Origin of the sequence: Streptomyces sp. NPDC093225 (assembly GCF_044753805.1) — a bacterium.
Classification (GTDB): Bacteria; Actinomycetota; Actinomycetes; order Streptomycetales; family Streptomycetaceae; genus Streptomyces.
In genome coordinates this window covers 161,505-173,850 of the sequence record NZ_JBIVNX010000015.1, presented here as the reverse complement: position 1 = coordinate 173,850, position 12,346 = coordinate 161,505, and the positions used below count along the sequence as shown (strand labels likewise).

The 12,346-nt window shown below is 73.2% G+C and carries 11 protein-coding genes; 2 read left to right on the top strand and 9 right to left on the bottom strand.

The genetic code is table 11. The annotated features are described in order from the left end of the window. Positions 1-375: 375 nt before the first annotated feature. The 5 genes from proC to ACIQCH_RS16760 form a co-directional block, all read right to left on the bottom strand. Positions 376-1,185, bottom strand: coding sequence for a pyrroline-5-carboxylate reductase (gene proC / locus ACIQCH_RS16780; RefSeq protein WP_030210611.1), 810 nt, complete (start codon positions 1,183-1,185; stop codon positions 376-378). 128 nt (positions 1,186-1,313) lie between these two features. After that, the gene (locus ACIQCH_RS16775) at positions 1,314-2,051 is read right to left on the bottom strand and encodes an ABC transporter permease (RefSeq protein ID WP_402581426.1); all 738 of its coding nucleotides are present in this window, start codon (positions 2,049-2,051) and stop codon (positions 1,314-1,316) included. Next, positions 2,048-2,881 carry an ABC transporter ATP-binding protein gene (locus ACIQCH_RS16770; protein WP_402581424.1) on the bottom strand — a complete coding sequence of 278 codons (834 nt, stop codon included), beginning with the start codon at positions 2,879-2,881 and terminating at the stop codon, positions 2,048-2,050. Before ACIQCH_RS16770 ends, ACIQCH_RS16775 begins: the two co-directional genes overlap by 4 nt. Before the next feature lie 318 nt (positions 2,882-3,199). After that, the gene (locus ACIQCH_RS16765) at positions 3,200-3,748 is read right to left on the bottom strand and encodes a hypothetical protein (protein WP_402581422.1); all 549 of its coding nucleotides are present in this window, start codon (positions 3,746-3,748) and stop codon (positions 3,200-3,202) included. 55 nt (positions 3,749-3,803) lie between these two features. Beyond that, positions 3,804-4,115 carry an SH3 domain-containing protein gene (locus ACIQCH_RS16760; RefSeq protein WP_402581420.1) on the bottom strand — a complete coding sequence of 104 codons (312 nt, stop codon included), beginning with the start codon at positions 4,113-4,115 and terminating at the stop codon, positions 3,804-3,806. A 103-nt stretch (positions 4,116-4,218) separates the two neighbouring features. Here ACIQCH_RS16760 and ACIQCH_RS16755 point away from each other — a divergent pair, with 103 nt between their 5' ends. Beyond that, positions 4,219-6,477 (top strand): PQQ-binding-like beta-propeller repeat protein, encoded by a 2,259-nt coding sequence (locus ACIQCH_RS16755; protein WP_402581418.1) that lies wholly within the window; start codon positions 4,219-4,221, stop codon positions 6,475-6,477. Positions 6,478-6,568: 91 nt separating this feature from the next. Here ACIQCH_RS16755 and ilvD read toward each other — a convergent pair whose 3' ends face one another. The 4 genes from ilvD to ACIQCH_RS16735 form a co-directional block, all read right to left on the bottom strand. Beyond that, positions 6,569-8,419 (bottom strand): dihydroxy-acid dehydratase, encoded by a 1,851-nt coding sequence (gene ilvD, locus ACIQCH_RS16750; protein WP_402581416.1) that lies wholly within the window; start codon positions 8,417-8,419, stop codon positions 6,569-6,571. A 411-nt stretch (positions 8,420-8,830) separates the two neighbouring features. Then, a complete protein-coding gene (locus ACIQCH_RS16745; protein WP_402581414.1) occupies positions 8,831-9,481 on the bottom strand; it encodes a TetR family transcriptional regulator in 651 nt (216 codons plus the stop codon). Then, positions 9,478-10,302, bottom strand: a complete 825-nt coding sequence (locus ACIQCH_RS16740; protein WP_030199800.1) for a sugar phosphate isomerase/epimerase — start codon at positions 10,300-10,302, stop codon at positions 9,478-9,480. Before ACIQCH_RS16740 ends, ACIQCH_RS16745 begins: the two co-directional genes overlap by 4 nt. Positions 10,303-10,419: 117 nt before the next feature. Then, positions 10,420-11,346: a Ppx/GppA family phosphatase gene (locus ACIQCH_RS16735; protein ID WP_402581412.1), complete on the bottom strand. Its 927-nt coding sequence runs from the start codon at positions 11,344-11,346 to the stop codon at positions 10,420-10,422. Between the two features lie 200 nt (positions 11,347-11,546). On the opposite strand from ACIQCH_RS16735, the gene ACIQCH_RS16730 reads away from it, so the two are divergent. Beyond that, positions 11,547-12,311 carry a hypothetical protein gene (locus ACIQCH_RS16730; protein ID WP_402581444.1) on the top strand — a complete coding sequence of 255 codons (765 nt, stop codon included), beginning with the start codon at positions 11,547-11,549 and terminating at the stop codon, positions 12,309-12,311. Positions 12,312-12,346: the final 35 nt, after the last annotated feature.

The following is a 12,346-nucleotide window of genomic DNA, read 5'->3' as shown; positions in this document are numbered from 1 at the left end:
TTCCGGTTCCGGCCCGTTTCCCTCTCGGGGGGCTTTTCCCTTTCGGCGTTTCCGACTCTATCAGATCCTTTCGGGCCTGACTCCCAGTCAGCGGGCTTTGCCATCCGGACCGTTCGGCCCTTCCGACGAGTGAGACAGTAGCGGATTCCCGGCCTCCGAGCTAATCGGCGACCGCGTCCTTCGGACATGGATTCCTCATTCGCAAATACGCATGAAAACGAGACGACAGAGTGCGTCGTTCGTTCGAATGGGTTCTTGCGGAATGGCTGTCCGGGGACCGACCAGGGTCGGCGCTCACGTCGGACAACTCGGAGAACACTACGGTTCGGCAGGGGGCGTGTCAACCCCCCGCCTGCCGTCACCCGGGCGGGTCCGTCAGCCGTTGCCGGAGGCCAGCTCGCGGCTGCGGTCGCGGGCCGCTTCCAGGGCGGCGATGAGGGCCGCCCGCACCCCGTGCCGTTCCAGCTCGACGATGGCGTTGATGGTCGTACCGGCCGGCGAGGTCACGGCCTCGCGGAGCTTGACCGGGTGCTCGCCGCTGTCACGGAGCATCACGGCGGCGCCGATCGCGGCCTGGACGATGAGGTCGTGGGCCTGGGCGCGCGGCAGGCCGAGCAGGATGCCGGCGTCCGTCATGGCCTCGACGAGGAAGTAGAAGTACGCGGGCCCCGAGCCGGAGAGTGCGGTGGCCGCGTCCTGCTGCGACTCGGGGACGCGCAGGGTCTTGCCGACGCCGCCGAAGATCTCCTCCGCGTGGGCGAGGTGGGCGGCGGTCGCGTGGCTGCCGGCCGAGATGACGGACATGGCCTCGTCCACGAGCGCGGGGGTGTTCGTCATGACGCGCACGACCGGGGTGCCGGGGGCGAGCCGCTCCTCGAAGAAGGAGGTCGGTACGCCGGCGGCGCCGCTGATGACCAGGCGGTCGGCCGGCACGTGCGGGGCCAGTTCGTCGAGCAGCGTCCCCATGTCCTGCGGCTTGACGGTGAGGATCAGCGTGTCGGCGCGCTTGGCGGCCTCGGCGTTGGAGACGGCCTCGACGCCGTAGCGGGTGCGCAGTTCCTCGGCCCGTTCGGCACGGCGGGCGGTGACGAGCAGCTTCGATGCGGGCCAACCGCCGCGGATCATGCCGCTGAGAAGGGCCTCGCCGATCTTGCCGGTACCGAGGACTGCGACTGTCTGGGTCATGCGGGCTCACCTCGCCGAGCGGTGCCGTGCTGCGCTGCGTGCGCGTTACGGATTCATCCTTGCACCCGGGCGGGCCCTCGCGCGGGGCTGTCCACGGAGCGGGCGGATCTTGGGCCGGCCCGGTGGGGTCAGGGAGTACGGCGGCGGAGCGTGGCGGCGCCGAGGCCGAGGACCAGGACGGCGCAGCCGGCGACGATCAGGGCGTCACGGATGAAGGTGGCGGTGAGGTCGGTGTGGTGGAGCACCTCGTTCATGCCGTCGACGGCGTACGACATGGGGAGGACGTCGGACACCGCTTCCAGTACGGGCTGCATGGTGTCGCGGGCTGCGAAGAGGCCGCAGAGCAGCAGCTGGGGAAAGATCACGGCGGGCATGAACTGGACGGCCTGGAACTCGGAGGCGGCGAAAGCCGAGACGAAGAGGCCGAGCGCGGTGCCGAGGAGCGCGTCGAGCAGCGCGACCAGGAGGAGCAGCCAGGGCGAGCCGACGACGTCGAGGCCGAGGCACCAGAGGCCGATGGCGGTGGCGAGGACGGACTGGACGATGGCGACGCCGCCGAAGGCGAGGGCGTAGCCGGCGATCAGGTCGCCCTTGCCGAGCGGCATCGCGAGGAGGCGTTCGAGGGTGCCGGAGGTGCGCTCGCGCAGGGTGGCGATGGAGGTCACCAGGAACATCGTGATCAGCGGGAAGATGCCGAGCAGCGAGGCGCCGACGGAGTCGAAGGTCTGCCGGCTGCCGTCGAAGACGAAGCGCAGGAGCGTCAGCATCACGACGGGCACGAGCAGCATGAGGGCGATCGAGCGCGGGTCGTGGCGCAGCTGGCGCAGGACGCGGGCGGCGGTGGCGGTCGTACGGGCTGCGTTCATCGCGGGTCTCCTGTCCCGCCCGGAGCGGACTCGGCTGCGGCTGCGGCCGCGGCCGCGTCGACGAGGGTGAGGAAGCCTTCCTCGACGGTGTCGGCCCCGGTACGGGCGCGCAGGGCGTCCGGGGTGTCCTGGGCGAGGATGCGGCCCTCGCGCATGAGGAGCAGGGAGTGACAGCGCTCGGCCTCGTCCATGACGTGGGAGGAGACGAGGAGGGTGGCTCCGCGGTCGGCGGCGATGTGGTGGAAGAGCTCCCACAGGTCGCGGCGGAGCACGGGGTCCAGGCCGACGGTGGGCTCGTCGAGGACGAGCAGTTCGGGGGTGCCGAGGAGGGCGACGGCGAGGGAGACGCGGTTGCGCTGGCCGCCGGAGAGGTTTCCGGCGAGGGCGCCCGCGTGGGTGGTGAGGTCGACGTCGCGGATCGCGCGGTCGACGGTGGCGCGGCGGCGGTCGGTCGCGGCCCGGCCCGGGTCGAGGACCGCGGCGAAGTAGTCGAGGTTCTGGCGGACGGTGAGGTCGTCGTAGACGGACGGGGCCTGGGTGACGTAGCCGATGCGGGAGCGCAGGGCGGGGTCGCCGGCGGGGCGGCCGAGGACGTCGAGGGTGCCGGTGACCTTGGCCTGGGTACCGACGATCGCGCGCATGAGGGTGGTCTTGCCGCAGCCGGAGGGGCCGAGGAGGCCGGTGATGCGGCCGCGGGGGACGTCGAAGTCGAGGCCCCGGATGACCTCGCGGGGGCCACGGGTGACGCGCAGGCCGCGGGCGTGGACGGCGGCGGCTTCGGCGGGGTGGGGCGGTGGGGGCTCGGTGGCCTCCGACGTTTTATTCATCATGCGTTGAATAATGCTCCTGGGGGTAGGGGGCGTCAAGGGCTCGGGAGGGTGAAGCGCGTACCCGGAACGCCGACGGAACGCCGACGGCCCCGGCGGTCCGGTGCGGGACCGGACGGCCGGGGCCGGGGATGGCGGGAGTACGTGGCGGGGCGTGCGTGGTGGGGGGAGGGCGGGGGAGGGAGAGCGGCGGTGGGTCGCCGGGAGTGTCGCGGATGCCGGGGTGCAGCGGCTGCCGGAGGTGTCGGGCGCGGGGTCGGCGGGAGTGCGTGGGGGCCTGCGACTCGACGACGCCGCGCCAGGTCCCCGCTGCCCGGACCGCTACTTCTTGCGCTTGGGGCGGCGGGCCGCCGGGTTGCCCGTACGGCTGGCGCGGCGGCGCTCGAACTCCACGACGGCCCGCTCGTACTCGGCCCGGTACAGCTTCTCGCCGGGGGCCTCGCCGAGGGAGCGCAGGAAGTAGGCGATCAGGGAGCCGATGAATCCGATGGCCTTGAGGCCCTTGAGCGAGGCGTCCTGGGAACCGGGGGCGGGGCGGCGGGTGAAGGACTCCCACGTCTTGCCGTACGCGATCGCGCTGCACACGGCGAACATGATCACGATGGTCCAGTTGACGAAGCTGCCGACGTTGCCGAGTTCCAGCCCCTCCCACGCGAAGCGCAGGACGAAGGCGCCGGCCACGGCCGCGGTGAGCGAGCCGATGGCGACGCCGACGCGGCGCATCGCGTACCCGCCGTCGTGGTCCAGCCAGGTGGTGCCGAAGAAGCGGATCTCCTCGGGCTGCGGGCCGGCCGGGGTGGCCTTGGCGGCGGCCACGTCGGGCCCGGTCGCCGGCGCGGGCCGGGCGCTGTCGTCTCGTTCGTCGCTCACATCAGCGATTATCCCCGGCCGGTGACGGATTCCGGTGGTTGTCCCGTTGCTGGAATCAGGTGCAACGCGGAGCGATGTAACCGTCGCGTCCGGTCTTCACGTAGGCGTCGGCGACGAAGAGGCCGTTTCCGATGTTGTCCCAGATGTTCGACGTGCCGTACGGGCCGCTGACGGTGGTGCCGGGGCACTGGCAGTAGATCGTGACGTACGCGTCGTAGGGCAGGACCTTCATGACCGGGTAGCTGGTCCCCGGGCCGCTGCGCACATTCACGCGGTAGCCGGGCGCGACCGGATAGCGAACGGCCAGGCTCTCGGCCGCCCGTTCCTGAATGGACACGCCTTCGACGGACACGTCTTCTGTGGACACGCTCGACTCCCCCCAATGCTTCACATTGCGTGACTCGCGCAGGCTAGCAGGGGTCGGTAGGCTCCACGGGCGCGTCGGCGCACGAGGCACACGGGGGGTGGGCATGCCGCGCTCAGCACAGCCCGCGCATCCGGCGGAGCCGGAATACGCGGGGCAGTACCGGCTGGAATCCGTCCTGGGTTCCGGCGGCATGGGCGTCGTCCACATGGCCAGTTCGGTCTCCGGCCTGCGGCTCGCGGTGAAGGTCGTGCACGCCGAGTTCGCGGCGGATCCGGAGTTCCGGGCGCGCTTCCGGCAGGAGGTCACGGCCGCCCGCCGGGTGTCGGGCGCCTTCACGGCCGCCGTGGTGGACGCGGACCCCGAGGCCGAGCGGCCCTGGATGGCCACCTTGTTCGTGGACGGGCCCACGCTCGCCGAGCGGGTGAAGCAGAAGCCGCTGGAGACGGCGGAACTCAGTCGGCTCGGCGCCGGGCTCGCGGAAGCGCTGCGGGATATCCACCGCGCCGGACTGGTGCACCGGGATTTGAAGCCGGGCAACGTGCTGATGGCGAGCGACGGACCGAAGGTGATCGACTTCGGCATTTCCCGTCCGTACGACAGTGATCTGCGGACGGAAACCGGCAAGTTGATCGGAACGCCGCCTTTCATGGCGCCCGAGCAGTTCCAGCGGCCGCGCGAGGTCGGACCCGAAGCGGACGTATTCGCGATGGGGGCCGTCCTGGTGCACGCGGCCACCGGACGCGGGCCTTTCGATTCCGACAGCCCTTATCTGGTGGCCTATCAGGTGGTCCACCACGAGCCGAACCTGAACGACGTCCCCGCGGAACTGCGGCCGATCGTCGAACGGTGCCTCCAGAAGGACCCCGCGAAGCGCCCGACGACGGACGCGCTGATCGCGGCGCTGCGGTCGGCGGCGTACCCGACCTCGGAGAACACCCGGGCGTTCATACCGGCGCCGCGGGACCCGGTCGAGGCGCGGTCCGAGGAGCACACCCACCGGCGGGCCCGCATCGAGGTCGCGGACGCGGAGCCGCCGCCGCGGCCCGGGTCCGAGGCGACGCCCGGGTCGGAGGCGACGCCGGGGCCGGGGTCCGGGGACGCCGGCGCGCGGGTCCGACGCCGCCCGACCCGCCGGGCGGCCCTGGCCGCGGGCGCCGCGCTCGTCCTCGTCGGCGCGGTCGCGGCCCTAGGGGTGGTACTGACGGGCGGGCGGGACGGCGGCGGGACGCCCGCCGGCCCGGCCGCCACCGGCGCCGGTGCCCGCGTCCGGCCGTGGACCGTACCCCTGATCGCCGACGGCGCCGGCGACCGTACGCCGCTGTGCTCCTACGGCGGGGGCACCGACGCCGCGGTGTACTGCACGGGGGCGGGCGGCAGCGCGGCCCGGCTCGACCCCGCGACCGGGGCGGTGCGCTGGACGGTCAAGCCGTCCCGCAAGGCGGCGCGGCGCGACGCCCGGGTCGTCGTCCAGTGGGCCCCCGAGTTCGCCGGCGGGCTGGTGCACACCGTCCCGGCCGGCAGCGGTCGCCTCGAGGCGCTCGATCCGCGCGACGGGGCGGTGCGCTGGTCGGCCCCGGCGCCCACCGCGGCCCTCCTGCACGCCGGTGCCGCGCGGGAGACGGTCCTGCTGGTCGGCCAGGAGGGCGACGTCACGGCGCTCGACTCGGCCACGGGCAGGCGTCGTTGGTCGAAGCGCCTGGGCGAGGTCGGCTCCGAGTGGACCGCCGCGCCGGGCGCACGGGGACCGGTCCTCGTGTCGACCCTGTCGTCCGACGGCGGGTCGACCACCGTGAAGGCCGTCTCGCCCCGGACGGGCGCGGTCCTGTGGCAGCGCCGGATCGACGGCAGCCTGACCCCGGTGGGCAGCACGGACAGGGCGCTGCTCCTCCTGCGCAGCGACCGGCACGCGGTGACCGACGGCGTCGTACGGCTGGACCTGCGCACCCGCGAGGTCCGCGGCTTCACGCTGAGCCTGCCCGTGGACCAGCCCCAGGCGGCGAGCGGGCCCGACGGCACCGTGTACGTCATCGGGCTGACCGGCGGACTCACCGCCGTACGGACGGAGTCCGGGCCGGGCAACAGCGAGTTGTGGCGGCAGGAGACGGCCGTCGCCCGCACGTCGAGGCCCGTCGTGGACGCCGCCCGGCACCTCGTGTACCTGTCCGCCGCCGACGGACGGCTGATCGGGCTGGACTCCCGGGACGGGCGGCTCGTGGGGCAGTCGAAGCCCCGCACCGGCAGCGGCTCCCACCCGGTGACGTCCGTGGTGGCGCCGCCCGCCGCGGCGGACGGCCGCGTCGTCGCGGGAGCACCCGACGGGTCCGTGTTCGCGGTGGACCCGGGGGACCCGGCGGGCTGGTGAGGCGCCGGCGCGCGGCGGCCCGCCCCGGAGACGACGACCGCGGGCGGCCCCTCGTCGGAGGGGCCGCCCGCGGTCCGGTCACACGGCAGGGTCAGCCGAGCCTGCTGACGTCGCGGACGGCGCCCTTGTCGGCGCTGGTGGCCATGGCGGCGTAGGCCCGCAGGGCGGCGGAGACCTTGCGCTCGCGGTCCTTCGGGGCGTAGACGCCGCCGAGGGCCTCGCGGCGGGCGGCGAGGGTGGCCTCGTCGACGAGCAGCTCGATCGAGCGGTTCGGGATGTCGATGCGGATGCGGTCGCCGTCCTCGACCAGGGCGATGGTGCCGCCCGAGGCCGCCTCCGGGGAGGCGTGGCCGATGGACAGGCCCGAGGTGCCGCCGGAGAAGCGGCCGTCGGTGACCAGCGCGCAGGTCTTGCCCAGGCCCCGGCCCTTGAGGAACGAGGTGGGGTAGAGCATCTCCTGCATGCCGGGGCCGCCGCGCGGGCCCTCGTAGCGGATGACGACCACGTCGCCGTGCTGGACCTGCTTGGTGAGGATCTTCTCGACGGCCTCGTCCTGGGACTCGCAGACCACCGCCGGGCCCTCGAAGGTCCAGATGGACTCGTCGACGCCGGCGGTCTTCACGACGCAGCCGTCGAGCGCCATGTTGCCCTTGAGGACCGCGAGGCCGCCGTCCTTGCTGTACGCGTGCTCGACCGAGCGGATGCAGCCGTTCTCGGCGTCGAGGTCGAGGGAGTCCCAGCGCTCGGACTGCGAGAAGGCCGAGGCGGAGCGGACGCAGCCGGGGGCCGCGTGCCACAGCTCCATGGCCTCCTCGGAGGCGGTGCCGGAGCGGGCGTCCCACTTCGCCAGCCAGTCCTCCAGGGAGTCCGAGTGGACCGTGTTGACGTCCTTGTTGAGCAGGCCGCCGCGGTGCAGCTCGCCGAGGATCGCGGGGATGCCGCCGGCGCGGTGGACGTCCTCCATGTAGTACGTGCCGCCCGGCGCCACGTTCGGGGCGACCTTGGCCAGGCACGGGACGCGGCGGGAGACCTCGTCGATGTCCTTGAGGTCGTAGTCCAGGCCGGCCTCCTGCGCGGCGGCGAGGAGGTGGAGGATCGTGTTGGTCGAGCCGCCCATCGCGATGTCGAGCGCCATGGCGTTCTCGAAGGCCTGGCGGGTGGCGATGTTGCGGGGCAGGACGGAGGCGTCGTCCTGCTCGTAGTACCGCTTGGTGATCTCGACGACCGTACGGCCGGCCTCCTCGTAGAGGGCGCGGCGGGCGGTGTGGGTGGCGAGGACGGAGCCGTTGCCCGGGAGGGCGAGGCCGATGGCCTCGGCCAGGCAGTTCATCGAGTTGGCGGTGAACATGCCGGAACAGGAGCCGCAGGTGGGGCAGGCGTTCTCCTCGATGCGCAGGACGTCCGCGTCCGAGACGTTCTCGTTGGCGGCGTCGACCATGGCGTCGATGAGGTCCAGCTTGCGGACGGTGCCGTCGACGAGGGTGGCCTGGCCGGCCTCCATCGGGCCGCCGGAGACGAAGACGACCGGGATGTTCAGGCGCATGGCGGCCATCAGCATGCCGGGGGTGATCTTGTCGCAGTTGGAGATGCAGATCAGGGCGTCGGCGCAGTGCGCCTCGACCATGTACTCCACGCTGTCGGCGATCAGGTCGCGGGACGGCAGCGAGTAGAGCATGCCGGCGTGGCCCATCGCGATACCGTCGTCGACGGCGATGGTGTTGAACTCGCGGGGCACGGCGCCGGCGGCGCGGATGGCGTCGGAGACGATGCGGCCGACCGGTGCCAGGTGGGTGTGGCCCGGCACGAACTCGGTGAACGAGTTCGCCACCGCGATGATCGGCTTGCCGATGTCTTCGCTCGCTACGCCCGACGCGCGCATAAGAGCGCGCGCGCCCGCCATGTTGCGGCCGTGGGTGACGGTGCGGGACCTCAGCTCGGGCATCGGGTTCACTCCCCAGGTGCGGCGCAGTCCGAAGGCTGCGGATACGACTGGTACGAGCCTACGCCCCGGCTCCGCCATCTGGACAGTGCGTCCGGATGGCGGGATGCAGGGGTCACCCCTCGGTCAGCTGCCGCCCTGGGGTGTGCGGGAGCCGCTCGGGCCACCTCGGCGGCCGGGCGCGTCCACCGACCCGGGCCCGCCATCTCGAGGGAGCAGGCCGCCCTGTGGTGTGTGGGGGAGCCTCTTGAGGCGTCATGGCAGGCTGGTCCGGAGGCAGGCCCGGGCCGAGGGGGGCCGCAGGCCCGGCCGAAGGCCCGAAGCCCTCGGGGTGGGCCTGCCGCAGGGCCTGCAGGCCATGACGGGTCAAGAGGCGAGGGGACCCACACACCACAGGGCGGCCCCCGAGGGTGCTCAGGCCTCCGTCAGATACCTCTGCAACGTGGGCGCGACCAACGCCACGATCTCCTCCGGCTCCGCCGAGGCCAGCGGCTCGACCTGGACGACGTACCGCAGGATGGCCACGCCGATCATGTGCGAGGCGGCCAGCTCGGCGCGGAGCTCAGGCCGGGGCACCTCCAGCTCCCGCGCGATGCGCTCCAGCAGCCGGCGCAGCACGAACTGGCGCAGCACCTTCGCGGCCGCCTCGTGCGTCATCGCCGAGCGGACCGTCGCCACCAGGGGCGCACGGGTGGTGGGGTTCTCCCAGACACCGAGGAAGAAGCGGGCGAGCCGCTCACCGACGCCGTCGAGGCCCTCGCCGATCACGGCGGGCACGGCGAGGGCTGGGTCGAGGGTGATCTCCACCGCGGCGGCGAAGAGGTCCTCCTTCGTCCCGAAGTAGTGGTGGACCAGGGCCGGGTCCACGCCCGCGGCCTTGGCGACGCCGCGGACGGACGTCTTGTCGTACCCGCGCGCGGCGAACTCCTCGCGGGCGGCGAGCCGGATGCGCTCCTGCGCACCCGGCCCCCCGTCGGAGGCGGTACGGGCCGGGCGGCCGCGGCGCCGGCGGGGCTGCGGTTCGGCCTGCGGTTCGGGCTGCCGCGCGGGCCGGTCGTCGCTCACGTACGCGGCACCCGGAGAGCGGAGGCGAGGTGCAGGCGCGTGAAGGCCAGGGCCTCGGCGAGGTCGGCCTCGCGCTCGGCGGCCGACATCGCGCGGCGGGTGTTCACCTCGATGACGACGTGGCCGTCGAAGCCGGACAGGGCGAGACGTTCCAGGAGCTCCGCGCAGGGCTGCGTGCCGCGGCCGGGGACGAGGTGCTCGTCCTTGGCGGAGCCGTTGCCGTCGGCGAGGTGGACATGGGCGAGCCGGTCACCCATCCGGTCGATCATCGCGGTGGCGTCGGTCCGGGCGGTGGCCGTGTGGGAGAGGTCGACCGTGAAGTGGCGGTAGTCGTCCTTGGTGACGTCCCACTCGGGCGCGTACGCGAGCATCTCGCGGTCGCGGTAGCGCCACGGGTACATGTTCTCGACGGCGAAGCGGACGTCGGTCTCGTCCGCCATCCGCCAGATGCCCTCGACGAAGTCCCGGGCGTACTGGCGCTGCCACCGGAAGGGCGGGTGCACGACGACCGTGGAGGCGCCGAGCCGCTCCGCGGCCGACCGGGCGCGCCGGAGCTTGGTCCACGGGTCGGTGGACCAGACGCGCTGGGTGATGAGCAGGCACGGGGCGTGGATGGCCAGGACGGGAACCTGGTGGTAGTCGCTCAGGCGGCGCAGGGCCTCGACGTCCTGGCTGACCGGATCGGTCCAGACCATGACCTCGACGCCGTCGTACCCCAGGCGCGCGGCGATCTCGAAGGCCGTCGCCGTGGACTCCGGGTAGACCGAGGCCGTGGAGAGGGCGACCTTCGCGTCCGGGATGCGCACGACGGGTTCTGCCACGGGGACAGGGTACGGGGCGGTGCGGTCGGCCGTACGGGCCACGGCATGCTTCCGGTCACACCGCCGCCCGCTCCCGGCCGGCCCGGCCCGCCGCGGCGGGGCGGGCCGCCGCACGGCCTACGGCATGTGGTCCAGGCGGCGCAGGATGACGCCCTCGCGCAGCGCCCACGGGCAGACCTCCAGCTCCTCGACCTCGAAGAGGTCCATGGCGGCCTCGGCCACCAGGGCGCCGGCCAGCAGCTGCCCGGCCCGCCCCTCGGAGACGCCGGGCAGGGCGGCGCGCTCGGCGGCCGTCATGACGGCGAGTCGCGGCACCCACTCCTCCAGCGACTTCCGGGTCAGGTCGCGCTGGACGTACAGCCCCTCCGCGGAGCGCGCCGCGCCCGCGATCCGGGCCAGCTGCTTGAAGGTCTTCGAGGTGGCCACCACGTGGTCCGGCGCCCCGAAGCGGGTGAACTCGCCGACCGACCGCGCGATCTGCGCCCGTACGTGGCGCCGCAGGGCCCGTACGTCCGCGGGGTCCGCCGGGTCGCCCGGCAGCCAGGCACTGGTCAGCCGGCCGGCGCCCAGCGGCAGCGAGACCGCCGCGTCGGGCTCCTCGTCGATGCCGTACGCGACCTCCAGCGAGCCGCCGCCGATGTCGAGGACCAGCAGCTTCCCGGCCGACCAGCCGAACCACCGGCGGACGGCCAGGAAGGTCAGCCGTGCCTCGTCCTCGCCGCTGAGCACCTGGAGGTCGACCCCGGTCTCCTCGCGTACGCGCGCCAGCACCGCGTCCGCGTTGGTGGCCTCGCGCACCGCGGAGGTCGCGAACGGCAGCACGTCCTCGCAGCCCTTGTCCTCGGCCGCCTGGACGGCCTCGGCGATCACGGCCACCAGCTTGTCGACGCCCTCGGTGCCGATCGCGCCGGCCTCGTCGAGGAGCTGGGCGAGGCGCAGCTCCGTCTTGTGCGAGTGGGCGGGCAGGGGGCGCGCACCGGGGTGCGCGTCCACCGCCAGCAGATGCACCGTGTTCGAACCCACATCAAGGACACCGAGTCTCATGAAGGGCAACGCTACTCGGCCAATTGGCTTGCCACCGCGCTTACCCTGGGGCTGTGCCAAATACGAAGAAGGGCAAGAAGGAGTCGAAGGAGTCGAAAGGCTCAAAGGTCTCCAATGCCGTGAAGGTGGACGAACGAGTCGTGTCCGGCGCCGTGCCCGGCGCCGGGTCCGGGTCCGGGCCGGAGCCCGGCGCCGGTGTCATGTCCGATGCGGAGCGGGCCCGGGACGAGGTCGGTCTGGACTTCCCGCGCGCGTGGGTCGAGTTCGCCGACCCCGCCGACGACGAGCAGGTCTTCCGCTGCGACCTGACGTGGCTCACCTCCCGCTGGACCTGCATCTTCGGCAGCGGCTGCCAGGGCATCCGGGCCGGCCGGGCCGACGACGGCTGCTGCACGCTCGGCGCGCACTTCTCGGACGAGGACGACGAGCAGCGGGTGGCCGGGCACGTGGCGCGGCTCACTCCCGAGCTGTGGCAGTTCCACGACGAGGGCACGCAGCGCGGCTGGACCCAGTTCGACGAGGACGGGGAGAAGCAGACCCGCCGTTGGGAGGGGTCCTGCATCTTCCAGAACCGCCCCGGGTTCGCGGGCGGGGCGGGCTGCTCGCTGCACATCCTGGCCCTCAAGGAGGGCCGGGAGCCGCTGGAGACGAAGCCGGACGTGTGCTGGCAGCTGCCGATCCGGCGCACGTACGACTGGATCGACCGGCCCGACGACACCCGGGTGCTCCAGGTGTCCATCGGCGAGTACGACCGGCGCGGCTGGGGGCCGGGCGGGCACGACCTGCACTGGTGGTGCACCTCCGCGACCTCGGCGCACGGGGCGGGCGAGCCGGTGTACGTGTCGTACCGGGCCGAGCTGACGGAGCTGATGGGCAAGGAGGCGTACGACGTGCTGGTCGGGCTGTGCGAGCAGCGGCTGGCCTCGCTGCTGCCGATGGCACCGCACCCGGCCGACCCCGCGTAGTCCCGCCCGCGGAAGCCCGACGGCCGTGCCGGGCC